Below are 24,764 nucleotides of genomic sequence, written 5' to 3' on the forward strand. Positions count from 1 at the left end.
CGTCCTTCCCCGATAGCTCAGTTGGTAGAGCAAGTGACTGTTAATCACTGGGTCGCAGGTTCGAGTCCTGCTCGGGGAGCCAGTGTGCCGCTTTCCTGTCGTTTTTTTTCCCCCCTCGCCATCGGCGTGGCGTCTTGGCGTGTCCGCGGCATCCTGCCGGTGAGGCCGCCATCGTGAGGGACGTGCGTCGGGGCGGCCCCGAAGCCGACGCAGATCATGGCGCCCGGCGCCGGGGCGAACCGCCTGGCCCGACCCACGGGCCCGGCTCGGCTCCGAGGCTTCGAGGGAACGGGCTCGCGCCATCCGCGGCGTGCTGTCGCCGCCGGACTAGCGGGGCACGGGGCCCAGGAAGCGGGTCTCGCCGTCCCGTCGCAGCGCCGGCGCCTCCAGGGCCTCGACCCGCACCCGCACCGCCTGGCTCGGCAGGGTCAGCGCCGTGCTCGCGACGTGCAGGGTGATCGGCAGTCGCCGGCTGTCCCGGGCCGCCACCCGAATGACCTCGGGGGCCTCCAGACGCAGCCCGGGCAGTCCGGATGCGGTGAGGCGATAGCGGTGAGGCCGGTCGTCGAGGTTGCGGATCGTCAGTCGATAGCGATTGGTGATCTCGCCGGTCGTCGATTGCCCGTAGAGGCGGTCGCGGTCGCGTTCGAGCTCCAGGTCCAGCGGCGTGCGTCCCTGCAGGCTGGCGACCAGCACGCCGATCATGACGACCAGGCAGGCGAGATAGCCCAGCAGCCGGGGGCGCCAGAGCCGGGATGCCCGTCCCGCCAGGGCATGCTCCGTGGTGTAGCGGATCAGTCCCTTCGGGCGCTTCAGGCGTGCCATGACACCGTCGCAGGCGTCGATGCAGGCGGCGCAGCCGATGCACTCGTACTGCAGGCCGTCGCGGATATCGATGCCGGTGGGGCAGACCTGGACGCAGAGGTCGCAGTCCACGCAATCGCCGCTCGCCTCGTCCTGGCCCCGTGACTTGCCGCGCGGCTCTCCTCGGGCGGCGTCGTAGGAGACGACCAGGGTGTCGGAATCGAACATCACGCCCTGGAAGCGGGCATAGGGGCACATGTGCAGGCAGACCTGCTCGCGCAGCCAGCCGGCGTTGAGGTAGGTGAACAGGGTGAAGAAGCCGACCCAGAAGTAGGCCCAGCCGTGGGCCTCGAGGAGCGGGAGCGCGATCACCAGGTCGTGGATCGGCGTGAAGTAGCCGACGAAGGTCACGCCGGTGGCGGCGGCGACGATCAGCCAGGCCGCGTGCTTGGCCGTCTTGCGCCACAGGGTGTCGAGGCTCGGCGGGCGGCCGTCGCGCCGGATGCGGCGATGTCGGGGGCCTTCCAGGCGATGCTCGAACCACAGGAACAGGAAGGTCCAGACGCTCTGGGGGCAGGCATAGCCGCACCAGACCCGGCCGGCGAAGACGGTGATCAGGAAGAGCCCGAAGGCGCAGATGCTCAGGATCCAGGCGAGCAGGATGAACTCCTGGGGGTAGAAGGTCGCCCCGAGGACATGGAACTCCCGGGAGGGCAGGTCGAACCACACGGCCGGGCGGCCGCCCAGGGTCAGCCAGGGCAGGCCGAAGTACAGGGCCATGAGGGCCCAGTTGGCATGGCGCCTGAGGCGCTGGAAGCGGCCCTGGATCTCGCGGACGTAAAGGTGCCGGCGCGGTGCGTAGGCGTCCTGCCGGGGCTCGGCGGGCGTGTGGTGGTCGACCCCGGAGGCGGGCGTCAGGTCGTGAAGGGGGATTCTCTGGGTCATGCGGCTTCCCGGCGTCGGATGAAGAGGCCGGGACCCCGCGGGCGAGGGGCGCGTCGGGCCCCAACGGCAGGCTCGACTATGCCGCCCCCGAGGTCGTCATCACAGCATCAGTTGGGGAGAAAAACGGCGTATCAGATGCCCCGGGGCAGGCGCCGTGCGGCTCGTCAGGCTATCGCCCAGGCGGTATAGTGCACGGCGCGCCCACTCCATGAGCCCGTGATGATGAAGCGGTACGAACGCCTTGCCGAGGAAGTTGCCAGCCTGATCCGTCGCGGGTTGCTGGCCCCCGGGGAGCGCCTCCCCTCCGTGCGTCAGGCCAGTCGCTCCCGGGGAGTGAGCCCCTCCACGGTCTTCCAGGCCTATTACCTGCTCGAGGCTCGCGGCCTGATCCTGGCACGGCCCCGTTCCGGCTACTTCGTTCGCGATCAGGCCCGCCGCCTCCTGGAGGCGCCGGAGGTGGCCCCGGTGCGCGGCGCCGAGACGGCCGAGGCCGCGGTCAGCGAGCTGGTGTTCTCGGTCCTCGATTCCCTGCAGGATGCCGATACCGTGCCCTTCGGTTCGGCCTTCCCCTGTCCCGGCCTCTTCCCGTTGCCTCGGCTCGCCCGCAGCATGGCGAAGAGCCTGCGCGAGATGGACGACGAGGCGGTGGTCACCGGCATGACCGGCGGCGATCCCGGGCTTCGGCACCAGATCGCCCGGCGCTACCTGCTCGGCGGCGTGCGGCTGCCGGTCGAGGAGCTGGTCATCACCAATGGCGCCATGGAGGCGTTGAACCTCTGTCTCCAGGCCGTCACCCGCCCGGGCGACCTGGTGGCCATCGAGTCGCCGGCCTTCTACGCCAGCCTGCAGGTGCTGGAGCGGCTGCAGCTTCGAGCCGTGGAGATCCCGGTGGATCCCCGGCATGGCGTCGATCTGGACGTGCTGGCCGACCGGTTGGCGCGGTGGCCGATCAAGGCCTGCTGGTTCATGTCCCACCTCCAGAACCCGTTGGGCGCGAGCCTCGACGCGTCGCGCAAGCGGGCGCTGTATGACCTGCTGGTGCAGCATGATGTGCCCCTGCTGGAGGACGACGCCTACGCGGAGCTCCACTTCGGGTCGCAGCCGTCCCGGCCGGTCAAGGCGCTCGACGAGGCCGGATTGGTCATGCATTGCGGCTCCTTCTCCAAGTGCCTGGCGCCGGGATATCGGGTGGGCTGGGCGGCGGCCGGCCGTCAGGCACGAGCCGTGGCCCGGTCGCAACTGATGACCACCATCTCGCCCTCGGTGCCCGCCCAGGCGGCCATCGCCGACTACCTGCAGCATGGCGGCTATGATCGCCACCTGCGGCGACTGCGCCGCGCGCTGGAGACCCAGCAGCAGGCCATGCTGGCCGCGGCGGATCGTCACTTCCCCGCGGGGACGCGGGTCACCCGGCCCGGGGGCGGCTACTTCCTGTGGTTCGAGTTCCCCGAGCGCGTCGACTCGCTGCGATTGCTGCGCCTCGCCCTGGCCGAGGGCGTCAGCCTGGCGCCGGGACCGATCTTCTCGGCCACCCAGGGGTATCGGCACTGCGCCCGGCTGAGCTACGGCCATCCCTGGACGGCGCGCAGCGAGGGGGCCATGGCGCGGTTGGGGGAGTTGCTCGCCACCTTCTAGACAGACAGCAAGACGCCGGGCGCGAGGCCCGGCGTCGGTCGGTGACGGGGAGAGGGCTCAGTCGTACTCGGCGAAGCGCAGGCCGTCGTCCAGGCGCGCGTAGTCGAGCAGGATCTCGGCGGCTTCCACCACCTGGGCGCGATCCACGGGCTGGGCCTCGTCGCTGTCCTCTTCGTCCCGGGCGTCGATCCACTCGTCCAGGGGCTCCAGGCCCAGGGCCTCGCGGCGCTGGTTCTCCAGGGCGAGCTGTTCGGCCTCTTGTGCCTCGGCCTCGCGCTGGCGCTGCTCCCGGTTGAGGCTGACGCTGGTGTGCTGCTCGCGCAGCCGCTCGGCGAGCTTGGCCTGGCGTTCCAGGTAGTGGAAGTTGGGATGGGCGTCGGCCCGCTGGCGATGGCGCTCGCGCAGCGTCTCGAGGTAGCGCTCCGGTTCGCCGTAGCGCCGGTACTGGACCTCGCGGACCTGATCCCAGGCCAGGGCGTTGTCGAGGCTGCTCTCGCCGATGGTCTCCGGGTCCACCAGGCTCGGGAAGCGGACATCCGGCGTGACGCCGCGATGCTGGGTGCTCTCGCCGGAGATGCGGTAGAACTTGGCCCGGGTCAGCTTGAGCTGGCCGTGGCTGAGCTCGTTGAGGGTCTGCACGGTGCCCTTGCCGAAGGTGTCGCTGCCCACCACCAGGCCGCGGCCATAGTCCTGGATGGCGCCGGCGAGGATCTCGGAGGCGGAGGCCGACAGGCGGTTGACGAGCACCGCCAGGGGACCGTCGTAGAGGGTGCCGCTCTCGGTGTCACCATAGAGGCTGATGCGTCCGCGAGCGTCGCGCACCTGGACGGTGGGGCCACGGTCGATGAACAGGCCGATCAGGGAATTGGCCTCCTGCAGGGCGCCACCGCCGTTGTCGCGCAGGTCCAGGACGATGCCCTCGGCCACCTCGTCGACCAGGCGTTCGATCTCCTTGGCCACGTCCCGGGTGGTGCTGCGGTAGTCTTCCTCCCCGGCCTGCCAGGCGTCGAAGTCGACATAGAAGGTCGGAATCTCGATGACCCCGAGGCGATGCACGCCGTCAGCACGCTCGACTTCGATGATCTCTCCCTGGGCGGCCTGGTCTTCCAGGTTGACGGTATCGCGGGTGATCTCCACCACCTTGGAGCGGGTCATGTCCACGGCCTGGGCGGGCACCACGTCGAGACGCACCACCGAGCCCTTGGGCCCGCGGATCATGTCGACCACGTCGTCGAGACGCATGCCCACCACGTTGACGATTTCCTCGCCTTCCTGGCCGACGCCGACGATGCGGTCGGCGGGCTTGAGGACGCCGGCCCGTTCGGCGGGGCCGCCGGGCACCAGGCTGGCGACCTTGACGTACTCGCCGTCGGCCTGGAGCAGGGCGCCGATGCCTTCCAGCGAGAGCCGCATCTGGATGTCGAAGGACTCGCTCTGGCGCGGCGAGAGGTACTCGCTGTGGGGATCGATGCTGCCGGTCACCGCGGCCATGATCAGTCCGAACACGTCCTCGGCGTTGGTCTGGCGCAGCCGGGTCAGTTGGCCCTCGTAACGCTCGCGCAGCGTCTCCTCGATGGCCTCCGGCTCCTGGTCGCTGATCGTCAGGGTCAGGGCGGCGTTCTTCAGCCGCTTGGTCCAGAGTTCGTCGAGGGCCGACTCGCTGGCCGGCCAGGGAGTGTCCTCGCGGTCGAGCAGCATGCGCTGGTCGCCGTCGAAGCGGAAATCGAGGCCGGCGTCGACCCGGGCGACCAGCCACTCGAGGCGGGCCTCGGCACGCTCGTGGTAGCGGCGGTAGAGGGCAAAGGGGCGCGACAGATCGCCGTCCAGGATGGCGTCGTCCAGGGTCGTCGCCAGGTCCTCGAAGGCCGTCACGTCGCGGCGCAGCAGGTAGGCGCGCTGGCCGTCCAGCAGGTCCAGGTAGCGGTCGAAGGCCTGCCGCGACCAGGCGTCGTCGAGGCTGACGTCCGCATAATGGCCGTAGCGCAGCGACTCGGCCACCTCCACGGCGGCCTGGTGCTGGGCGTCGCTGGGCGCGAGCGCCGCCAGGGCCGGCCCCGTCCCCAGCAGCAGGGCCAGGGTCGCCGCGCGCCCCAGGGTCACAATCAGGCTCATCGATGAAGCACTCCCGGATTCATGTACACTCTAACGTCCAGACTGCGAATCGGCTCGCGAGTTGCATGGACCGAGCCGGCATTGTAGCAGTTCGACCGACCTCCCAAGACCCCAGGAACCGCAATTTCAGAGGAGCCTCATGCCCCAGGATGCCCGTCTCGAGCGGCTGCTCGATTTCCTGCGCCGATCCCCCACCCCCTGGCATGCCACCGCCAACATGGCCGAGCGGCTCGAGGCCGAGGGCTATCGTCGCCTCGACGAGACCCGGCCCTGGCGGCTGACGCCGGGCGAGAAGGTCTACGTGACCCGCAACGAGTCCTCGATCATCGCGATGCAACTGCCCACCGGGGGCCTCTCGGCGCTGCGCATGATCGGCGCCCATACCGACAGTCCCGGCCTGCGGCTCAAGCCCCATGCCGCCCAGACCGCCGCCGGCTGGCTGCAGCTCGGCGTCGAGGTCTACGGCGGCGCCCTGCTGGCGCCCTGGTTCGACCGGGACCTGGGGCTGGCCGGGCGGGTCCACGTGCGCCATCCCGATGGCCGGCTGGAGGGCCTGCTACTGCACGTCGACCGTGCGGTGGCCATCATCCCCAGCCTGGCCATCCACCTGGATCGCGAGGCCAACAACGGCCGGGCCATCAATGCCCAGACCGAGATGGCCCCGGTCCTGCTGCAGGGGGGCGGCAATGCCGACCTGGAACGGCTGCTGCGCGACTGGCTGGCGGCCGAGCACGGGCTCGAGGAGGTCGAGGTGATCGACTTCGAGCTGGCCTTCCACGACATGCAGCCCCCGGCCCGGGTCGGCGTCGAGGGCGAGCTGATCGCCTCGGCACGACTGGACAACCTGCTGTCCTGCTTCATCGGCCTGGAGGCCCTCCTGGAGTCCGACGGGACGCAAGGGGCGTTGCTGGTGGCCAATGACCACGAGGAGGTCGGCAGCGCCAGCGCCTGCGGGGCCCAGGGGCCCTTCCTGGGCGACGTGCTGCGCCGGGTCAACGCCCAGCTCGGCGAGGGGAGCGAGGAGGACTACATCCGCCTGATCCAGGCGTCCCGGATGATCTCCTGCGACAACGCCCACGCCCTGCACCCCAACTTCCGCGACAAGCATGACGCCGCCCATGGGCCGGCCCTCAACGGCGGGCCGGTGATCAAGGTCAACGCCAACCAGCGCTACGCCACCAACAGCGCCACGGCGGCGCTGTTCCGCGAGCTGTGCCGGGAGGCCGACGTGCCGGTCCAGACCTTCGTCACCCGGGCCGACATGGGCTGCGGCAGCACCATCGGGCCGATCACCGCCACCGAGCTCGGGGTGCCGACCCTGGACGTGGGCGTGCCGCAGTGGGCCATGCACTCGATCCGCGAGACGGCCGGTAGCCAGGACGTGGCGCACCTGGCCCGGGTGCTGACCGCCTTCGTCAATCGCGCCGAGTTGCCCTGAGGCCAGGGGCGAGCCACGGGCGGCGAGCTATGAGCTGCGGGCGGCGAGTTGCAAGATAGACTGGTCGCCCGAAGCCCGAAGCCCGAAGCCCGAAGCCCGAAGCCCGAAGCCCGAAGCCCGAAGCCCGAAGCCCGAAGCCCGAAGCCCGAAGCCAAAAAAAGCCCGCCTGGCGAACCAGGCGGGCTTTTCGGGATCTGGTGGCTACGCCCTGACTCGAACAGGGGACCCCATCATTATGAGTGATGTGCTCTAACCAACTGAGCTACGTAGCCGTGCAACGGGGGCGAATATTACCGGTGCCGCCCCCGCCCGTCAAGGACTCGGGCCTCAGACGTTGAAGCGGAAGTGGATGACGTCGCCATCCTGGACGACATAGTCCTTGCCTTCCAGGCGCCACTTGCCGGCGTCCTTGGCGCCCTGCTCGCCGCCCAGCGCCACAAAGTCCTCGTAGCTCACCACTTCCGCGCGGATGAACCCCTTCTGGAAGTCGGTGTGGATCACGCCGGCGGCCTCCGGCGCGGTGGCGCCCTGCTTGACGGTCCAGGCGCGGACCTCCTTCACCCCGGCGGTGAAGTAGGTCTGCAGGCCGAGCAGGGCATAACCGGCGCGGATCACCCGATCCAGGCCCGGCTCCTCCATGCCCATCTCGTCGAGGAACATGGCGCGTTCCTCGTCCTCCAGCTCGGCGATCTCCGCCTCGATCTGGTTGCACACCGGCACCACCACCGCGCCTTCCTCGGCGGCGATCTCGTTGACCACCGCCAGGTAGGGATTGTCCTCGAAGCCGTCCTCGTTGACGTTGGCGATGTACATGGTGGGCTTGAGGGTCAGGAAGCCGAAGCTCTTCAGCTGACGCTTCTCGTCGTCGTCCAGGCCGAAGCTGCGCAGCGGCTGGCCCTCGGCGAGGTGGGGCTGGATGCGGTCGAGGATGGCCTTGGTGGCGATGGCCTCCTTGTCGCCGCCCTTGACCACCCGGGCCAGGCGCTGGATGGCGCGCTCGACCGTGTCCAGGTCGGCCAGGGCCAGCTCCAGGTTGATGGTCTCGATGTCGGCGCGGGGATCGACCTGGTTCGACACGTGGATGACGTTGTCGTTGTCGAAGCAGCGCACCACGTGGGCGATGGCCTGGGTCTCGCGGATGTTGGCCAGGAACTGGTTGCCCAGGCCCTCGCCCTTGGAGGCGCCCGCCACCAGGCCGGCGATGTCGACGAACTCCATGGTGGTGGGGATGACCTTCTCGGGCTTGACGATCTCGGCCAGCCGGTCGAGCCGGGGGTCCGGCATCGGCACGATGCCCACGTTGGGCTCGATGGTGCAGAAGGGGAAGTTCTCGGCGTCGATGCCCGACTTGGTCAGGGCATTGAAGAGGGTGGACTTGCCCACGTTGGGCAGGCCGACGATACCGCAGTTGAAACCCATGGGATCTTCCTGGAAAGAGAGTTCGATGGTGGCGATTGGCCGGTATTCTACGGGACGCCTTCGGCGCGAGCCACAAGCCTGAAGCTGGAAGCTGGAAGAAGCCCCCTACCGGGCTTCGCACGGAGCGATAAGCAATAAGCTTGAAGCTGGAAGAGCCCGGATTCCGTCCGGGAGATTGGAGCTGGAAGAGCGGCACTGCGTGCCTGGAAGCTGGAAGAAACCCTTTGACTAGGATTCTGGGGGCAATATGCTGCCTTCCAGCTTCCAGCTTCCAGCTTCCAGCTTCCAGCTTCCAGCTTCCAGCTTCCAGCTTCCAGCTTCCAGCTTCCAGCTTCCAGCTTCCAGCTTCCAGCTGGCTTTTCCGCCTCAGGCGGAAAAGCTGTGCAGCCGCTGCATCGCGCGGGTCCAGTCGCCGGCCACGGCCTGGGGCAGGGTGGCCAGGCACTCGTCGATGGCCGCGTCGATGGCGGTGCGGTCGGCCTTGCCCGGTCGGCCCAGCACGTAGTTGGTGACCAGCCGGGCGTCGCCGGGGTGCCCGATGCCGATGCGCAGGCGGTGGAAGGACTTGTCGTTGCCCAGCGCGCGGATGATGTCGCGCAGCCCGTTATGGCCGCCATGGCCGCCACCGGTCTTGTAGCGGGCGGTGCCGGGCGGCAGGTCCAGCTCGTCGTGGGCCACCACCCGCTCCCCCGGGGCGAGCTTGAAGAACTGCACCAGCGCCGCCACGGCCCCGCCGCTGCGATTCATGAAGGTGGTGGGCTCGAGCAGGTGCAGATCCTGATCGCCCAGGCGGATGCGGGCGTAGCGCCCCAGGAACTTCTTGTCCGGGCGCAGCTCGGTGCCGCTGTCCCGTGCCAGGGCCTCGAGCAGCCAGGCACCGGCGTTGTGCCGGGTGGCTTCGTATTCCGTGCCGGGGTTGGCCAGCCCGATGATGGCTTTGACCTGACTCATCTTCGCTGCCTCCAACGAATCATCTGGAACGACTCCTGGCATCGCGCCGGCGGAGGGAGGTCCGCCGGCGGCGGTGGGCCACAAAAAAAATCAAGCGCCGGAGCGCTTGATCGGGATGACGCGAGCCGCGCCCTGCGGCGCGGCCCTGGGCGACGCCGAGTTACTCGGCGCTGCCTTCGCCCTCTTCGCCTTCGCCCTCGGCTTCCTCGCCTTCCTCGGCTTCCTCGCCGCGGACCTTGGCCTGGGTGATGCTCAGCACGGCGTTGTCATACTCCTCGCCGTGGCTCAGGGCCACCAGGGTCACGCCGGCCGGCACGCTCAGGTCGGACAGGTGCAGGGTGGTACCCAGGGCGACATCGGCGATGTCGACTTCCAGGTAGTCCGGCAGGTCCTTCGGCAGGCAGCTGACCTCGACCTCGTTGGCCAGGACGTGCAGCTCGCCGCCCTCATCCTTGACGCCCTTGGCGGTCTCGGCGTTCACCACGTGCAGCGGGACGCGCATGGTGATCTCGTGGGTGGCGTCGATGCGCATGAAGTCGGCGTGGGTCACCAGCGGCTTGTAGGGGTGACGCTGGAGGTCACGCACCACGACCTGCTGGTCCTTGCCGTCGACCTTCAGGTTGATCACGGAAGAGAAGAAGGCCTCTTCCTCGATCGCCTTGTAGAAGCTGGTCTTGTCGACGGCGATGGGCTGCGGCGCCTGCTCGCCACCATAGATGATGGCCGGCACCTGCTCGTTCGCACGACGCAGGCGGCGGCTCGCACCTTTCCCCAGGTCGTTACGAACGCTGGCTGTGAGAGTGTAGTCGGACATGGGATTGCCTCTTGCTTTGAAGTAAGGAGCCACCGAGGCCCGCGACCAGGCCTCGGTGGTTCCATTCGCTCCGGCGAGCCGGAGCACGTTATCCGCGCGATGTCCTGCGGCGGCGACGGGCGCGCGCTCAGTGGAACATGGCGCTGACGGATTCCTCGTTGCTGACGCGGCGGATCGCCTCGGCGATCAGGCCGGCCACGCTGAGCTGACGGATGCGGCCGCTGCGCCGGGCCGGCTCGGCGAGGGGGATGGTGTCGGTGACCACCACCTCGTCGAGCACCGAACCGGTGATGTTGTCCACCGCGGGGCCCGACAGGATCGGGTGGGTGGCGTAGGCCACCACGCGGCGCGCGCCGTGATCCTTGAGTGCCTCGCCGGCCTTGCACAGGGTGCCGGCGGTGTCGATCATGTCGTCCACCACCACGCAGGTGCGATCCTGGATCTCGCCGATGATATGCATCACCTGGGCCTGGTTGGCCTGGGGGCGACGCTTGTCGATGATCGCCAGGTCGGCATTGAGCTGCTTGGCGATCGCCCTGGCGCGGACCACGCCGCCGACATCGGGCGACACCACGACCAGGTCGTCGTAGTTCTGGCGCTCGATGTCGTCGAGCAGGATCGGCGAGCCGTAGACGTTGTCCACCGGGACGTCGAAGAAGCCCTGGATCTGGTCGGCATGGAGGTCCATGGTCATGACCCGGTCGACGCCGGCCTTGACCATCATGTCGGCGACGATCTTGGCGGAGATCGGTACCCGCGCGGAGCGGACGCGACGGTCCTGGCGGGCATAGCCGAAGTAGGGGACCACGGCGGTGACCCGGCTGGCGGAGGCCCGGCGCAGGGCGTCCACCATCAGGATCATCTCCATCAGGTTGTCGTTGGTCGGTGCACAGGTGGGCTGCAGGACGAACACGTCCTTGCCGCGCACGTTCTCGTTGATCTCGACCGCGACTTCGCCGTCACTGAACTGGCCGACTGTGGCGTTGCCCAGCCGGTTGTCCAGGCTCTCGGCAACCTTCTGGGCGAGTTCGGGATTGGCGTTCCCGGCGAAAACCATCAATTTTGACACGCGCAGCCACCTTTGCAGTGTTGGGTCATCAGGGTTTGGATCGGGTCGTCCGGAAGGGAAATGGCTGGGGTAGCAGGATTCGAACCTGCGCATGGCGATACCAAAAACCGCTGCCTTACCGCTTGGCTATACCCCAGCAACCTTTACCGTGCCGGATCGAGCCTTGGGCCGCCGTGGAGGGCGGTCATCGATCCAGAGCATCATGGAGAGGAGAGCGATTGCATCCGCGGGCCTTGAAGGCCTGCCAGCGCTTCGGCATCTCGGCCAGCAGCGCCTCGGCATCCGTCTCGTGTTCCAGCCGGGCGAAGACACAGGCGCCGGTGCCGGTCAGCATCGCGGGTGCCCTGTCGCTCAACCAGTCGAGCGCGCTTGCGACCTCGGGATAGCGCTCCCGGACCGTGGCCTCGCAGTCGTTGCGCCAGCTCGCCGTTCCCCCCTGAAGTGCGCGCGCCATGGTAATCGGGGCCGTATCCCGTGTCAATTGCGGCGCCTGGAACACCGCCGGCGTGGACACCGCCACGCCGGGATGGACCACCACGAACCAGGGCGTGTCGAGGTCCACCGGCGTGAGCCTCTCGCCCACGCCTTCGGCCCAGGCGGCGTGGCCGTGCACGAACACCGGCACGTCGGCGCCCAGGGCCAGGCCCACCGCGGCGAGCGCCTCCAGGGACAGGCCCAGCCCCCAGAGGCGGTTGAGACCGATCAGGGCGGTGGCGGCATCGCTGCTGCCACCGCCCAGGCCGCCGCCCATGGGCAGGCGCTTGAGCAGGTGGAGGTCGGCGCCGCGGCGACAGCCGGTGGCCTCGCGCAGCCGTCGGGCCGCGCGCAGGATCAGGTTGTCCGCATCGGCGACGCCTTCCAGGGCCGGCGTCAGGGACAGCTCGGCGTCGTCCCGTGGGGCGAGGGTCAGGGTGTCGCCGTGATCGAGGAACTGGAACAGTGTCTGCAGCTCATGGTAGCCGTCGGCGCGCCGGCCGGTGATGTGCAGCATGCGGTTGAGCTTGGCCGGGGCGGGCAGGACCAGGGGCGGAAGGTCAGACATCGAGGAGCTCCGGCTGCCAGCGGGTGACCACGAGGGTGACGTCCAGGTCGCCGTAGGTCAGCGTCATGCGTCGGGGAAGCCAGAGACCGTCGGCCCGGGTCCAGTCGCGATAGTCGATGGTCCAGCCGTCCTGCTCGAGGCGGGCCGGGAAGCCCCGGCCATCGCGTTCCAGGCGATGCGGGCGCGCCGCCGCCGGCAGCCCCCGCACCCAGTCGGTCAGTGCCGCCACCGGCAGCGACCAGCCGAGGCGCTGGCGCATCAGCGCCTCGGGGCTCTCGGCCTCGAAGCGCCCCTCCCCGGTGGTCAGGGAGACGCGGCCCGTCCGGCCCTCCAGTACGCTGCGACCGCTGCCGAAGGGGCCGCTGAGCAGCAGGCGGAAGTGGTAGGGCGTCTGGCGCCAGTCCAGGTTGGCGCTGGTGGAGTCATCGGGGGTGCGCAGGCCGACCTTGCCGGTCAGCTCCCAGGTGTCGAGGGTCGCCAGTCGTGCGCGCTGGGCCTCCCAGGTCTCGGCGCTGCGCGTCGCGTCCGTGGGTGCCGGCCGGCTGGCGCAACCGGCCAGCAGGCCGAAGGCGAGCACCAGCCAGAACAAGGAGAGGAGAGCGGGACGTCGCATGGTCGATTCCGTCAGGGGTGGGTCAGGGCGCAAGCGCGGGTATGCGCTCGAGCAGCTCGTCGATCCGCGGGCGCGTCTCGAAGCGTTCCAGGGCGGTGGCCATCAGCTCGCGGGCCCGCTCCCGCCGGTCGAGCGCCCAGAGCACCTCGATCAGGTGGGCGCCGACCTCCTGGTCGGGCAGGGCGTCCCAGGCCCGTTCCAGCCACGGCAGGGCCGCCTCGGGGTCGCCGAGCCGATATTCGACCCATCCCCGGCTGTCGAGGATGGCCGGGTTGTCCGGCTCGATCTCGAGGGCGCGCTCGATCAGCGCCCTGGCCTCCTCGAGGCGGCCCTCGAGGTTCTCGTCGGCCAGGGTGTAGCCCAGGGCGTTCAGGGCGTTGGCGTTGTCGGGATCGCGCGCGATGATGGCGCGCAGGTCGGCTTCCATCGCCGCCAGGTCCCCGTCCTGGTAGGCACGCATGGCCCGTTGGTAACGCAGCCGGGCATCGTCGGGGTCGGCGGCGAGGCGGCTGTCGAGCAGGGCGTCCGCCTGGGCCCTCGCCCCGGCCTCGTCGAGCAGCTCGACCTCCAGGGCGGTCAGGGAGGAGGCGGCCTCGGGGTGACGCAGGCGCTCGATGCGCAGGAAGGCGCGGGCGTCGAGCAGCCGGTCGTCCTCGATCAGCATGCGCGCCGCACTGGCCCGGGAAAACAGGAATTCCTCGCCTTCCGGTACCTGGCGGTAATAGAGGAGGGCGTTGTCCACCTCGCCCTCCTGCTCGGCGATCCCGCCGAGCAGCAGGAAGGCCAGGGGCGGGGTGTCGTCGCCGCCGGTCAAGGGCAGCAGCAGGCGGCGGGCCGGGCGCGGGTGGCCTTCCTCGAGATAGAGGCGGGCCAGGGCCAGGCGCAGTTCGGGACGGTCGCCGTGGTCGGCCAGCAGGGCATCGGTGTGGGCCTCGGCGCGTGCCAGGTTGTCCAGGCGGATCTCGGCCTGGGCCAGCAACAGCATCAGCCGGGGATCGCCGGTCGCTACAGCCAGTCCTTCCCTGGCCGAGGCCCGGGCGCGTTCCGGGGCGCCACTCTCCAGGGCCAGCATCGCGCGGACGCGCCAGGCCTCGGGCTGCTCGGGGAAGCGTTCGATCAGCTGCTCGAGCCGCCGATGCGACGCCTCGATGTCGCCCTCGGCGGCCTCGAGCAGCGTCATGGCGAGGCCGGCCTCCAGGTCGTCGGCCTCGGCCTCCGCCAGGTGCTCGGCGAGGCGCCTCCTGAGCGGAGTCGGGTCGGCGCCGGCCTCCAGGGCTCCCTCGACGAAGTCCAGCAGTGAGCCCGTGTCCTCCCCGTCCAGCGTCAGGCGCTGTTCCAGGGCGGTGCTCCAGTCGCCGCGCTGCATGGCCAGGCTGGCCAGCAGGCGGGCGGGAGCCTCGCTGCCGGGGGTCAGGGCCTGCCAGCGACGGGCGGCTTCCTCGAGCAGCGCCGGATCCTCGTCGAATCGCGCGGCCAGGGCGGCCCGCCGGGCGAGCTCGGGGGCCCCGTAGCGTTCCGCGGTGGCCAGGAAGCCGCGGGTGGCGCGACGGTAGTCGCCGCGCTGCCCCGCGAGCTCTGCCACCAGTAGGGTCGACAGGCCCTCGGCGTCGAGACCGCGGCTGACCGGCGGCGCATCGGCCAGCGGATCCTCGGCCTGGGACGGGGCGGGCAGGGCTTGGCAACCGCCGAGGGCGAGGGCCAGCCCGAGGGGGGCGAAGAGGGGGCGACGGAGAAGCGTCATCAGGGATCCGCGGGGCATGCCGGTCTCGAGGTGTCGGTCGAGCCGCCAGCATAACGGCTTGACCGCGCCGGGCAAAGGCGCGGCCTTGCCGGGGCGCCTCGCGGCGATGGCCTGTGGTAGAATGCAGCGCCTTGGATCGGGTAGCGATCGCCGCTCACCCGCCGAAACACTCTCGCGAAGACGCCGACACGCATGACGCTTCTTGCCCTGGGAATTAACCACCGGACCGCGACCATCGAGGTGCGCGAGCAGGTCGCCTTCACCCCCGCTCAGCTCGAGGCCGCCCTGGACGAGTTGCGGGTGCTGCCCGAGGTGCGGGAGGCGGCCGTGCTGTCCACCTGCAATCGTACCGAGCTGTATTGCGTCACCGAGGGGGACGGCGAGGGCGCGATCCTGGAGTGGCTGGGACGGTTCCACGGGCTCGAGGTGGAGGACCTGAGCCGTTGTGCCTATCACTACCTCGATGACGAGGCCGCCCGCCATCTCATGCGGGTCGCGGTCGGGCTCGATTCCATGGTGCTCGGCGAGCCCCAGATCCTGGGACAGCTCAAGGAAGCCTATCAGGTGGCGCGCCGGACCCGCGGGATGGGCGGCGAGCTGGAGTGCCTCTTCCAGCAGACCTTCGCCGTGGCCAAGCGGGTGCGCACCGAGACCGACATCGGCCGGAACCCGGTGTCGGTGGCCTACGCCGCGGTCAGCCTGGCCAGCCGCATCTTCGACGACTTCTCGCGCTCCCGGGCGCTGCTGATCGGCGCCGGCGAGACGATCGAGCTGGTGGCCCGCCATCTCCACGAGGCCGGGGTGCGCCGGCTGACCGTGGCCAACCGCACCCGGGAGCGGGCCGAGCAGCTCGCCGGCCCGCTGGGCGGCGAGGCCATCACCCTGGACGAGATCCCCGCGGCGCTGATCGACGCCGACATCGTCATCGCCTCCACCGCGGCGCCGTTGCCGATCCTCGGCAAGGGCATGGTCGAGCGGGCCCTCAAGCGTCGCCGTCACCGGCCGGTGTTCATGGTCGACATCGCCGTGCCGCGGGACATCGAGCCCGAGGTGGGCGAGCTGGCCGACGTCTTCCTCTATACCGTCGATGACCTCGAGGAGGTCATCGAGGAGAACCGCCGCCATCGCCAGGTGGCCGCCGACCAGGCCGAGTCGTTGATCGAGCATGGCGTGGGTCGCTGGCAGCACGAGCGTCGCCTGCGCAGCGGCGGGGAGCTGATCCGTGACGTGCGTGCCCGGGGCGAGGCCCTGAGGGACCTGTCCCGGGATCAGGCCCTGGCGCGGCTGGCCCGCGGCGAGGACCCCGAGGCGGTGATCCGTCGCCTGGCCCACCAGCTGACCAATCGCCTGCTGCACCGCCCCACGGTGGCCCTGCGCGAGGCCGCCACCGACGAGCGCCAGGAGCTCCTGGAGGCGGCCGCGGCCCTGTTGCTGGACGATTCTTCCGACACTTCCCGATAGGACATCCTTGATGAAAGCTTCCCTGCGTCAGCGCCTCGACGCCTTCACCGAGCGCTTCGAGGAGCTCGCCGCCCTGCTGGCGGAGCCCGAGGTGATCGCCGACCAGGCCCGCTTCCGTGACTACTCCCGCGAATATGCCGAACTCGAACCCCTGGTGGAGGCCTGGCGCGAGTATCGCGGCGTGGAGGGCGACATCGAGGCCGCCGAGGCCCTCGCCGACGATGCCGACGCCGAGATGCGCGAACTGGCCGAGCCGGCCCTCGGCGAGGGCCGCGAGCGCCTGGAAGGGCTCGAGGCCCGTCTCAAGCAGCTGCTGATCCCCCGCGACCCGGACGATGCCGGCAACGTCTTCCTGGAGATCCGCGCCGGTACCGGCGGCGACGAGGCGGCGCTGTTCGCCGGTGACCTGTTTCGCATGTATTCCCGCTATGCCGAGCAGCACGGCTGGCGCGTGGAGGTGGTCAGCGCCAGCCACGGCGACCAGGGCGGCTACAAGGAGATCATCTCGCGGATCAAGGGCGAGGGGGTCTATGCGCGACTGAAGTTCGAGTCCGGTGCCCATCGGGTCCAGCGAGTGCCCGCCACGGAGTCCCAGGGACGCATCCATACCTCGGCCTGCACCGTGGCGGTGATGCCCGAGGCCGACGAGGTGGGCGAGGTGGACATCAATCCCAATGACCTGCGGGTCGACACCTTCCGCTCCAGCGGCGCCGGCGGCCAGCACGTCAATACCACGGACTCGGCGATCCGCATCACCCACCTCCCCACCGGGGTGGTGGTGGAGTGCCAGGAGGAGCGCAGCCAGCACAAGAACCGGGCCAAGGCCATGTCGCTGCTCGCCGCGCGCCTCAAGCAGGCCGCCCAGGACAGCCAGCGACAGCAGCAGGCCGACGAGCGCCGCTCCCTGGTGGGCTCCGGGGACCGCAGCGAGCGCATCCGGACCTACAACTTTCCCCAGGGCCGGGTCACCGACCATCGCATCAACCTGACCCTCTACAAGCTGTCCGAGGTGATCGGCGGCGAACGACTCGACGAGGTGATCGAGCCGTTGATCCACGAGTACCAGGCCGAGCAGCTGGCGGCCCTGCAGCAGGAGGCCTGATGCGTCTCGACCTGCTGCTGGCCCGTGCCACCGAGCGGCTGGCGGCGGCCGGCTCGCCGAGCGCGCGCCTCGATGCCGAAGTGCTGCTCTGTCACGTGCTGGGCGTCGACCGCACCTGGCTGTATACCTGGGGCGACCGCGAGGCCGGCGCCGAGACCGAGGCGCGTTTCGAGGCCCTGGTGGCGGCTCGCGTCGAGGGACGGCCGGTCGCGCACCTGACCGGCGAGCGCGAATTCTGGGGGTTGCCCCTGGCCACCTCGCCGGCAACCCTGATCCCCCGCCCGGACACCGAGACCCTGGTGGAGGCCGCGCTGGAGCGCGCCGGGCCCTCGGGACGGTTGCTGGACCTGGGCACCGGCACCGGCGCCGTGGCCCTGGCCTTCGCCAGCGAGCGACCGAGCTGGACGGTAACCGGTGTCGACCTGCGACCCGAGGCGGTGAGCCTGGCCCGCGACAACGCCGCGCGGCTGGGGCTCGAGCGGGTCCGCTTCCTGGCCAGCGACTGGTTCGTCGCGCTGGCCGGCGAGTGCTTCGAGCTGATCGTCTCCAACCCCCCCTACATCGCCGAGGACGATCCTCACCTCGCGCGGGGGGATGTGCGCTTCGAGCCTCGCAGTGCCCTGGTAGCGGCCGAGGCAGGCCTGGCCGACCTGCGCCACCTGGTGACGGCCTCCCGACGGCATCTCGCTTCCGAGGGCTGGTTGCTGCTGGAGCATGGGGCGGGGCAGGGCGCGGCGGTGCGCGAGGCGCTGGCGGCGGCCGGCTACCGGGAGGTGGCGAGTCGGTGCGACCTGGCCGGGCTGGAGCGTGTCAGCCTGGGACGGCGTTGAGGAAAGGCGAGCTAAATCAGCGCTTCCTTGAGCGCGGGGGTGGAGGCGGTCCCCCGGGCTGTGTTACACCTAAAAACAGAAAAAAACGCCAACCGTCGCCCCCATGTCATGCATGAATACCAGATGTCGTCGTTTTTGCGGTGATTTTCAGGTGAAGGCTCGGCGGCGGTCCGATCGACAACGCTGACCGGCGTGCCAGGACCACAATGAAAACCAAGACCCGCTCGCTCGACCGTATCGACCTCAAGATCCTGCGCTGCCTGCAGGAGAACGCCCGCATCTCCTACGTCGACCTGGCCTCCCAGGTCGGCCTGTCCACCACGCCCTGCCTGGAACGCGTCAAGCGCCTGGAACGCTCCGGCGTGATACGCGGCTACAAGGCGCTGCTCGATCCCCGGGCGCTCAAGGCCAACCTGCTGGTGTTCGTCGAGATCAGCCTCGAGACACAGTCGCCATCGGTGTTCGACGAGTTCCGCCGGGCCGTGGCCAAGCTCCCCCAGATCCAGGAGTGCCACCTGGTGTCGGGCCAGTTCGACTATATCCTCAAGTGCCGGATCCCCGAGATGTCGGCCTATCGCCAGCTACTCGGCGAAGTGGTGCTGACCCTTCCCGGGGTCAAGGAGTCCAAGAGCTACGTGGTGATGGAGGAGGTCAAGGAGGAGTTCTCCCTGCATATTCCCGACATCGAGGAGTTCGAGGACAAGTGAGTGCGATGAACGACCAGGCGCTGCTGCGCTACAGCCGCCAGATCATGCTCGAGCAGATCGACATCGCCGGCCAGGAGCGCCTGTTGGCCGGTCACGCCCTGGTCATCGGGGCCGGGGGGCTGGGGTCGCCGGTGGCGCTCTACCTGGCCGCGGCCGGCATGGGACGCCTGACCCTGGTCGACGACGACGTCGTGGAGCTGTCCAACCTGCAGCGCCAGATCGCCCACGGCACGGCCGACCTCGATCGGCCCAAGGCCGAGTCGGCTCGCGAGGCCGCCCTGGCGGTCAACCCGGACGTCGAGGTCCGGGCGATCACCGCCCGACTCTCGGGCGAGGCCCTGGAGGCCGAGGTCGCCGCGGCCGACGTGGTGCTGGACTGCACCGACCGCTTCTCCAGCCGCTACGCCATCAACGCCGCCTGCCGCGCGGCCCGCGTGCCGCTGATCTCGGGGGCGGCGATCCGCTTCTCCGGCCAGTTGGCCGTCTTCGATCCCCGCGACCCCGAGGCGCCCTGTTATGCCTGCCTCTATCCGCCGGGGGAGGGCGGCGACGAGGAGCTGCGCTGCGCCGAGAACGGCGTGGTGGCACCCCTGGTCGGTCTCATCGGCTGTTTCCAGGCGCTGGAGGCCGTGAAGCTGGTCGCGGGGGCCGGCCAGCCGCACCGAGGGCTCTCCGCCTTCGATGGCCTCAGCGGCCAGTGGCGCCACTTCCGCGTGCCTCGCGATCCCGCCTGTCCGGTGTGCGGCGACTGAACCGTGCCGCGGTCCCGTCAGGCCCTGTCCGGGCCCGTCACCGACTTCGACATCCGCCTGTTGCGGGTCTTCAAGGCCGTCGCCGAGTGCGGCGGTTTCGCCGCCGCGGAGGGGCGCCTGGGCATCGGCCGGTCGGCCATCAGCCTGCACATGAACGACCTGGAACGACGTCTCGGCCTGAAGCTGTGCCGCCGGGGCCGAGGCGGCTTCGCCTTGACCGAGGAGGGCCGCGAGGTCCTGGAGGCGGCGCGGCGCCTGCTCGCCGGCCTCGAGGCCTTCCGGACCGAGGTCAACGCCCTGCACGAGAGCCTGCGGGGGGAGCTGGACATCGGCGTCACCGACACCCTGGTGAGCCTGCCCCAGATGCGGGTCTCCCACGCGCTCGCCGAGCTGAAGGCGCGGGGCCCGGACGTGCGGGTGCACATGCACATGGACCCCCCGGGCGAGATCGCCCGGGCGGTGCTCGACGGGCGCCTGCACCTGGGCGTGGTGCCGGCGGTCAACCTGCCGCCCGCCCTGGACAGCCGCCCGCTCTACGAGGAAGTGTCGCGGCTCTACTGTGCCAGCGACCATCCGCTGTTCGAGGCGCCCCCGGCGGCGGTCCCCGAGCGCCTCGACGCCTGGGACGCCGTGGTGCCGTCCTATCCGCTGCCCGAGGCCGGCCGCCAGCAGCAGGCTCGGCTCAACCGCACCGCCACCGCCTCGGACCGGGAAGGGGCGGCCTTCCTGATCCTCACCGGCGCCTATCTCGGCTTCCTGCCCGACCACCAGGCCGCGCCCTGGGTGGCGGCGGGGCGGCTCCGGCCGTTGTGGCCCGAGGAGTGCCATTTCCGGACTCCCTTCGTCGCCATCACCCGCCGGGATCGTCGCCCCAACCGGGTGCTCGAGACCTTCCTGGAGGCGCTGGCCTCATCCTGAAGCGGTGAGGGGAGCGGGGAGCTGTTACCATTGCCTACGTATTCTTCAGGAAAGCCGAGTCATGAAGCGAAAACCCGCTGTCACCTCCCGCGATGTGGCTGAGCTCGCCGGGGTCTCCCAGTCGGCCGTGAGCCGCTGCTTCTCTCCCAAGGCGAGCATCTCCGAGAAGACTCGCCGCAAGGTGCTGGCCGCGGCCAAGGAGCTTGGCTATCGCCCCAACAGCATCGCCCGCTCGCTGATCACGCGCTCGTCGCGCACCATCGCCCTGGTACTGTCCAGCCTCAACAACATGTTCTACCCCATGGCCGTGGAGAAGGCCTCGCTGCGCTTCCAGGAAGAGGGCTACCACCTGCTGTTGTTCGTGGTCCCCGAGGATGGTGATTTCGCCGGCGTGCTGGATCGCATCCTCCAGAGCCAGGTGGACGGCATCCTGATGATGTCGGCCCTGCTGACCTCATCCCTGGCCCGGGAGTGCGTTGATACCGGCATTCCCGTGGTCCTGATCAATCGCAGCGTGGAGCTGGAGGGCATCAGCCAGGTCTCCAGCGACAACTACCACGGTGGCTTCTGGGCGGGGAGCTACCTCGCCATGGGCGGGCACCGGCGGGTCGCCTATCTGGCCGGGCTGGAGTCGTCCTCCACCAGCCACTACCGCTATCGGGGCGTCTGCGATGGCCTGGCCTCGCACGGACGGCAGTGCGATACCGTCATGCACGGCGACTACGATTTCGAGCAGGCCCGCCAGGCGACCCGCGAGCTCTTCGACAGCCCGGACCGCCCCGATGCGCTGTTCGCCGCCAGCGACCACATGGCGGTGGCGGCGCTGGAGACCCTGCGCCATGAGCTCGGGCTGCGCGTTCCCGAAGACGTGTCGGTGATCGGTTTCGACGATACCCCGGTGGCCGCCTGGCCCAGCTATCGACTGACCACGGTCCGCCAACCGGTGGATCAGATGATCGAGGAGGCGACGACCCTGCTGCTCAAGCAGATCGGCGACGGGGTGATCAGCGCCGAGCGGCGGGTACTGCCGGTGACCCCCATCCTGCGCGATACGGCGCGCCGCCCCGGCGCCCAGGGTGCCGGGGACGGTTAGCCGGACATCACCGGATTATCCTTTGGTCGAAACCTGCTGGCCTGCCAGGCGGCAGGCCTTTTTTATCTAGCTGACTGTAATGAGTTTTTGCGTCGCGACCGGGGAGGGTGTCGGCCCCTGGCGCTTTCCAGAGCGTTTTGCAAACGTATTCATTCTGTGCCATTTTTAGGCTTCCACCCCTCGATCGACACTCCGATAACGATAACGGAAGCCTGTGATGGAAAATTTCGGCGTACTCAACTGGACGATCCTGATCGTCTATCTGCTCGTGAACCTGGTGATGGGTTCGGTGCTGAGCAAGAAGGTCCACAGCGCCGAGGACTACTACCTGGGCAACAAGACCACTCCCTGGTGGGCCATCGGCCTCTCGGTGATGGCCACCTACGTCAGCGCCATGTCCTTCCTCGGCGGTCCAGCCTGGTCCTATGGGAGCGGCATGGGCGTGATGATGATCCAGATCAACTACCCGCTGGTGGTCTTCCTGGTGATCACGCTGTTCCTGCCGTTCTTCTACAACAGCGGCGTCGTGTCCATCTACGAGTATCAGGAGCGGCGCTTCGGCAAGAAGGCCCGCGGCGTCATGTCGATCATCTTCATGATGACCCAGGCGCTGTCTTCCGCGGCGGTGCTCTACGCGACGGCCCTGGTGATGGCTTACATCACCGGCGTCGACGTGGTCACCGCCATCGTGGTGATCTCGCTGATCGCCCTGGTCTACACCATGATGGGCGGCATCACCGCGGTGATCTGGACCGACGTGCTGCAGGCGGTCATCCTGCTGATCGGCGCGGTGATCATCTTCTACGCCCTGATCGATCGCATGCCCGAGTCGCTGGGCGCTTCCCTGGAGGCGCTGCAGGCCAAGGGCAAGATGAATATCCTCGACTGGTCCTTCGACCTCGGCGTGTCGGCCACCGTGTGGTCCGGCGTCATCGCGATGACCCTCTACCACGTCACCGTCTACGGCGCTAACCAGATGGTGGTGCAGCGCGCGCTGGCCGCCAAGAATATCGGCGACGCCAAGAAGTCCTTCATGTTCATGGGCTTCGCCGCCTTCTTCATCTACTTCCTGTTCCTGCTGATGGGCGTGCTGTTCTTCCATTACTACGATGGCCGCGAGTTCGAGAACAGCAACACCATCGTGCTGCAGTTCGCCGCCGAATACGGCCTGCCGGGGCTGCTGGGGATTGTCGCCGCCGCCGTGGTGGCCGCGTCCATGTCCAGCCTCGACTCGGCGCTGAACTCCCTGGCCACCGTGACCACGGTCGACTTCTACGAGAAGTACTTCCGCAAGGACGCCAGCTCCCAGCACTACCTCAAGGCCTCGCGCTGGTTCACCGTGGTCTGGGCCGTGCTGATCGTGGTCCCGGCGATTCTCTTCGCCCAGAACGAGGGCTCGGTGCTCGAGCTGCTGACCAAGGCCGGCTCCTACTTCGTCGGCGCCAAGCTGAGCATGTACGGCCTGGGCTTCTTCTCCAAGCACACCACCGAGCGCGGCCTGCTGGTGGGCGTCGCGGCCGGCTTCGCGGTGGTCTGGTTCGTGGCCACCAGCACCGAGGTCACCTGGCCCTGGTTCTGCGCCATCGGCGCCGGCGTGAACATCAGCGTCTCCTGGCTGGCCAGCCTGCTGCTGGACGGCCGTCAGGCCGAGTACTCCGAGTACACCATCAAGGGCCAGAAGGCGATGTTCCGCGAGCAGGGGCTGCCCACCGAGGAGGGCGGCTGGTCGCGGCTGCCCGGCAAGGTGGACAACGTGAGCTGGCTGCTGGTGGTGTTCTTCTTCGCCACCATGATCGCCCTGTACCTCTTCACCGCCGGTATCTGAGTCTCCCTTGACCCCGCGCCGTGAGGCGCCGGGTCTTTTTATCGACACATATTGCATTCGTATGCAAAGCGTGCCAGATTGACACCATGCACCGCCGGTGTGGCCTCGGTCGCCACCTCCGGCCCTCTGACAAGACCCATTAACGACAGCCGTGAGGACACTCCCATGATTCGTCATCTCAAGACCGGCGCTCCCGCCGACACCCGTGCCGAAGCCGATCGCAAGGTTCGCGAAGTGGTCGAGACCACCCTGGCCGACATCGAGGCCCGCGGCGACGCGGCCGTCCGCGAGCTCTCCGAGCGCTTCGATGGCTGGACGCCGGAAAGCTTCTTCCTGACCCAGGAAGAGATCGATCAGGCGATCAGCGAGGTCGACCCGCAGTCCCTGGAGGATATCCGCTTCGCCCAGGCCCAGGTGCGCCGCTTCGCCGAGGCCCAGCTGGCCTCCATGCAGCCGGTCGAGATCGAGAACAGCCCCGGCGTCATCCTGGGTCACAAGCACGTGCCCATCGAGGCGGTCGGCTGCTACATCCCCGGCGGCGGCTACCCGATGGTGGCCTCGGCCCACATGAGCGTGCTGACCGCCAAGGTGGCCGGCGTCAAGCGGGTGGTCGCCGCCGCGCCTCCCTACAAGGGCAAGCCGCACCCGGCCATCGTCGCCGCCATGCACCTGGCCGGCGCCGACGAGATCCTGGTGCTGGGCGGCGTTCAGGCCGTGGGCGGCATGGCCATCGGCACCGAGAGCATCGCGCCGGTGGACATGCTGGTCGGTCCGGGCAACGCCTTCGTCGCCGAGGCCAAGCGCCAGCTGTTCGGTCGCGTCGGCATCGACCTCTTCGCCGGCCCCACCGAGACCCTGGTGATCGCCGACGACAGCGTCGACGGCCTGCTGTGCGCCACCGACCTGCTGGGCCAGGCCGAGCACGGCACCAACTCCCCCTGCGCGCTGCTGACCACCTCCGAGCAGCTGGCCAAGGATACCGAGGCCGCCATCGCCGAGCTGCTCGAGAAACTGCCCACCGCCGAGGTCGCGCGCCAGTCGTGGGAGAATTACGGCGAGATCATCGTCTGCGATACTCACGAGGAGATGCTCCAGGTCGCCAACGAGATGGCCTACGAGCATGTCCAGGTGATGACCGAGAACCCGGACTGGTACCTGGAGAACATGGTCAACTACGGCGCCCTCTTCCTGGGGCCGCGCACCAACGTTTCCTACGGCGACAAGGTCATCGGCACCAACCACACCCTGCCGACCAAGAAGGCGGCGCGCTACACCGGCGGTCTGTGGGTCGGCAAGTTCCTCAAGACCTGCACCTACCAGAAGGTGCTGACCGACGAGGCTTCCGCCCGCATCGGCAGCTACTGCTCGCGGCTGTGCGCCCTGGAGGGCTTCGCCGGCCACGGCGAGCAGGCCAATGAGCGCGTGCGCCGCTACGGCAAGCGTGACGTTCCCTACGCCGGTCAGGTGGAAGCCTGAGGCGAGCCCGATAAGGA

20 protein-coding genes and 3 tRNA genes are annotated in these 24,764 nt (G+C 69.1%); 12 read left to right on the forward strand and 11 right to left on the reverse strand.

The window, feature by feature from the left end; translation table 11 throughout:
- Positions 1–6 precede the first annotated feature (6 nt).
- Positions 7–82: transfer RNA gene (locus tag BEI_RS05445), tRNA-Asn, on the forward strand.
- A gap of 245 nt (positions 83–327) precedes the next feature.
- Here BEI_RS05445 and ccoG read toward each other — a convergent pair.
- Complete coding sequence (ccoG, locus tag BEI_RS05450; protein ID WP_097788557.1) at positions 328–1,749, reverse strand: cytochrome c oxidase accessory protein CcoG; 1,422 nt, start codon at positions 1,747–1,749, stop codon at positions 328–330.
- 222 nt (positions 1,750–1,971) lie between these two features.
- On the opposite strand from ccoG, the gene mapR reads away from it, so the two are divergent.
- Entirely contained in the window at positions 1,972–3,384 is a 1,413-nt protein-coding gene (gene mapR / locus BEI_RS05455) for a GntR family transcriptional regulator MpaR (protein ID WP_097791009.1), read from the forward strand.
- Between the two features lie 57 nt (positions 3,385–3,441).
- On the opposite strand, the gene BEI_RS05460 is transcribed toward mapR, so the two are convergent.
- Positions 3,442–5,496, reverse strand: coding sequence for a carboxy terminal-processing peptidase (locus BEI_RS05460; protein ID WP_097788558.1), 2,055 nt, complete (start codon positions 5,494–5,496; stop codon positions 3,442–3,444).
- A 139-nt stretch (positions 5,497–5,635) separates the two neighbouring features.
- Between BEI_RS05460 and BEI_RS05465 the strand changes: the two genes are divergently transcribed.
- The gene (locus BEI_RS05465; RefSeq protein WP_097788559.1) at positions 5,636–6,934 is read left to right on the forward strand and encodes a M18 family aminopeptidase; all 1,299 of its coding nucleotides are present in this window, start codon (positions 5,636–5,638) and stop codon (positions 6,932–6,934) included.
- A 195-nt stretch (positions 6,935–7,129) separates the two neighbouring features.
- On the opposite strand, the gene BEI_RS05470 is transcribed toward BEI_RS05465, so the two are convergent.
- From BEI_RS05470 to BEI_RS05510, 9 genes are all read right to left on the reverse strand, one after another.
- Positions 7,130–7,206, reverse strand: a tRNA-Met gene (locus tag BEI_RS05470).
- 55 nt (positions 7,207–7,261) lie between these two features.
- On the reverse strand, positions 7,262–8,353 hold the full coding sequence (gene ychF / locus BEI_RS05475) for a redox-regulated ATPase YchF (RefSeq protein WP_097788560.1): 1,092 nt from the start codon (positions 8,351–8,353) through the stop codon (positions 7,262–7,264).
- Positions 8,354–8,719: 366 nt separating this feature from the next.
- The gene (pth, locus tag BEI_RS05480) at positions 8,720–9,304 is read right to left on the reverse strand and encodes an aminoacyl-tRNA hydrolase (protein WP_097788561.1); all 585 of its coding nucleotides are present in this window, start codon (positions 9,302–9,304) and stop codon (positions 8,720–8,722) included.
- Positions 9,305–9,464: 160 nt separating this feature from the next.
- Positions 9,465–10,118: a 50S ribosomal protein L25/general stress protein Ctc gene (locus BEI_RS05485; protein WP_097788562.1), complete on the reverse strand. Its 654-nt coding sequence runs from the start codon at positions 10,116–10,118 to the stop codon at positions 9,465–9,467.
- 127 nt (positions 10,119–10,245) lie between these two features.
- Positions 10,246–11,187, reverse strand: a complete 942-nt coding sequence (locus BEI_RS05490; protein WP_193765161.1) for a ribose-phosphate pyrophosphokinase — start codon at positions 11,185–11,187, stop codon at positions 10,246–10,248.
- Between the two features lie 61 nt (positions 11,188–11,248).
- Positions 11,249–11,323: transfer RNA gene (locus BEI_RS05495), tRNA-Gln, on the reverse strand.
- 48 nt (positions 11,324–11,371) lie between these two features.
- The gene (ispE, locus tag BEI_RS05500; RefSeq protein ID WP_097788564.1) at positions 11,372–12,229 is read right to left on the reverse strand and encodes a 4-(cytidine 5'-diphospho)-2-C-methyl-D-erythritol kinase; all 858 of its coding nucleotides are present in this window, start codon (positions 12,227–12,229) and stop codon (positions 11,372–11,374) included.
- Positions 12,222–12,842, reverse strand: coding sequence for a lipoprotein insertase outer membrane protein LolB (gene lolB / locus BEI_RS05505; RefSeq protein ID WP_097788565.1), 621 nt, complete (start codon positions 12,840–12,842; stop codon positions 12,222–12,224). The genes ispE and lolB overlap by 8 nt, the downstream gene beginning before the upstream one ends.
- A 22-nt stretch (positions 12,843–12,864) precedes the next feature.
- Positions 12,865–14,583, reverse strand: a complete 1,719-nt coding sequence (locus BEI_RS05510) for a tetratricopeptide repeat protein (RefSeq protein WP_227644592.1) — start codon at positions 14,581–14,583, stop codon at positions 12,865–12,867.
- A 192-nt stretch (positions 14,584–14,775) separates the two neighbouring features.
- Between BEI_RS05510 and hemA the strand changes: the two genes are divergently transcribed.
- From hemA to hisD, 9 genes are all read left to right on the forward strand, one after another.
- A complete protein-coding gene (hemA, locus tag BEI_RS05515) occupies positions 14,776–16,044 on the forward strand; it encodes a glutamyl-tRNA reductase (RefSeq protein ID WP_097788567.1) in 1,269 nt (422 codons plus the stop codon).
- A 10-nt stretch (positions 16,045–16,054) separates the two neighbouring features.
- The gene (gene prfA, locus BEI_RS05520; protein WP_097788568.1) at positions 16,055–17,146 is read left to right on the forward strand and encodes a peptide chain release factor 1; all 1,092 of its coding nucleotides are present in this window, start codon (positions 16,055–16,057) and stop codon (positions 17,144–17,146) included.
- On the forward strand, positions 17,146–17,976 hold the full coding sequence (prmC, locus tag BEI_RS05525; RefSeq protein ID WP_097788569.1) for a peptide chain release factor N(5)-glutamine methyltransferase: 831 nt from the start codon (positions 17,146–17,148) through the stop codon (positions 17,974–17,976). Before prfA ends, prmC begins: the two co-directional genes overlap by 1 nt.
- A gap of 206 nt (positions 17,977–18,182) precedes the next feature.
- Complete coding sequence (locus BEI_RS05530; protein WP_097788570.1) at positions 18,183–18,683, forward strand: Lrp/AsnC ligand binding domain-containing protein; 501 nt, start codon at positions 18,183–18,185, stop codon at positions 18,681–18,683.
- Positions 18,684–18,688: 5 nt separating this feature from the next.
- Complete coding sequence (locus BEI_RS05535) at positions 18,689–19,435, forward strand: HesA/MoeB/ThiF family protein (RefSeq protein WP_097788571.1); 747 nt, start codon at positions 18,689–18,691, stop codon at positions 19,433–19,435.
- A 3-nt stretch (positions 19,436–19,438) separates the two neighbouring features.
- Positions 19,439–20,353 (forward strand): LysR family transcriptional regulator, encoded by a 915-nt coding sequence (locus BEI_RS05540; RefSeq protein WP_097788572.1) that lies wholly within the window; start codon positions 19,439–19,441, stop codon positions 20,351–20,353.
- A gap of 61 nt (positions 20,354–20,414) precedes the next feature.
- On the forward strand, positions 20,415–21,446 hold the full coding sequence (locus BEI_RS05545) for a LacI family DNA-binding transcriptional regulator (RefSeq protein ID WP_097788573.1): 1,032 nt from the start codon (positions 20,415–20,417) through the stop codon (positions 21,444–21,446).
- A 217-nt stretch (positions 21,447–21,663) separates the two neighbouring features.
- The gene (locus tag BEI_RS05550; RefSeq protein ID WP_097788574.1) at positions 21,664–23,271 is read left to right on the forward strand and encodes a sodium:solute symporter family transporter; all 1,608 of its coding nucleotides are present in this window, start codon (positions 21,664–21,666) and stop codon (positions 23,269–23,271) included.
- Between the two features lie 165 nt (positions 23,272–23,436).
- Complete coding sequence (hisD, locus tag BEI_RS05555; protein WP_097788575.1) at positions 23,437–24,747, forward strand: histidinol dehydrogenase; 1,311 nt, start codon at positions 23,437–23,439, stop codon at positions 24,745–24,747.
- Positions 24,748–24,764 lie beyond the last annotated feature (17 nt).

It is taken from the genome of Halomonas beimenensis (assembly GCF_002549795.1).
Classification (GTDB): Bacteria; Pseudomonadota; Gammaproteobacteria; order Pseudomonadales; family Halomonadaceae; genus Halomonas; species Halomonas beimenensis.

Bases quoted from the DNA above. Each gene is read 5' to 3' on its own strand.
- BEI_RS05530 (WP_097788570.1), top strand. From the start codon at position 18,183: ATGAAAACCAAGACCCGCTCGCTCGACCGTATCGACCTCAAGATCCTG.
- BEI_RS05535 (WP_097788571.1), top strand. From the start codon at position 18,689: ATGAACGACCAGGCGCTGCTGCGCTACAGCCGCCAGATCATGCTCGAG.
- hisD (WP_097788575.1), top strand. From the start codon at position 23,437: ATGATTCGTCATCTCAAGACCGGCGCTCCCGCCGACACCCGTGCCGAA.
- prmC (WP_097788569.1), top strand. From the start codon at position 17,146: ATGCGTCTCGACCTGCTGCTGGCCCGTGCCACCGAGCGGCTGGCGGCG.
- BEI_RS05510 (WP_227644592.1), bottom strand. From the start codon at position 14,583: ATGACGCTTCTCCGTCGCCCCCTCTTCGCCCCCCTCGGGCTGGCCCTC.
- pth (WP_097788561.1), bottom strand. From the start codon at position 9,304: ATGAGTCAGGTCAAAGCCATCATCGGGCTGGCCAACCCCGGCACGGAA.
- BEI_RS05545 (WP_097788573.1), top strand. From the start codon at position 20,415: ATGAAGCGAAAACCCGCTGTCACCTCCCGCGATGTGGCTGAGCTCGCC.
- mapR (WP_097791009.1), top strand. From the start codon at position 1,972: ATGAAGCGGTACGAACGCCTTGCCGAGGAAGTTGCCAGCCTGATCCGT.
- prfA (WP_097788568.1), top strand. From the start codon at position 16,055: ATGAAAGCTTCCCTGCGTCAGCGCCTCGACGCCTTCACCGAGCGCTTC.
- BEI_RS05485 (WP_097788562.1), bottom strand. From the start codon at position 10,118: ATGTCCGACTACACTCTCACAGCCAGCGTTCGTAACGACCTGGGGAAA.
- hemA (WP_097788567.1), top strand. From the start codon at position 14,776: ATGACGCTTCTTGCCCTGGGAATTAACCACCGGACCGCGACCATCGAG.
- BEI_RS05460 (WP_097788558.1), bottom strand. From the start codon at position 5,496: ATGAGCCTGATTGTGACCCTGGGGCGCGCGGCGACCCTGGCCCTGCTG.
- ychF (WP_097788560.1), bottom strand. From the start codon at position 8,353: ATGGGTTTCAACTGCGGTATCGTCGGCCTGCCCAACGTGGGCAAGTCC.
- BEI_RS05550 (WP_097788574.1), top strand. From the start codon at position 21,664: ATGGAAAATTTCGGCGTACTCAACTGGACGATCCTGATCGTCTATCTG.
- BEI_RS05465 (WP_097788559.1), top strand. From the start codon at position 5,636: ATGCCCCAGGATGCCCGTCTCGAGCGGCTGCTCGATTTCCTGCGCCGA.
- ispE (WP_097788564.1), bottom strand. From the start codon at position 12,229: ATGTCTGACCTTCCGCCCCTGGTCCTGCCCGCCCCGGCCAAGCTCAAC.
- ccoG (WP_097788557.1), bottom strand. From the start codon at position 1,749: ATGACCCAGAGAATCCCCCTTCACGACCTGACGCCCGCCTCCGGGGTC.
- lolB (WP_097788565.1), bottom strand. From the start codon at position 12,842: ATGCGACGTCCCGCTCTCCTCTCCTTGTTCTGGCTGGTGCTCGCCTTC.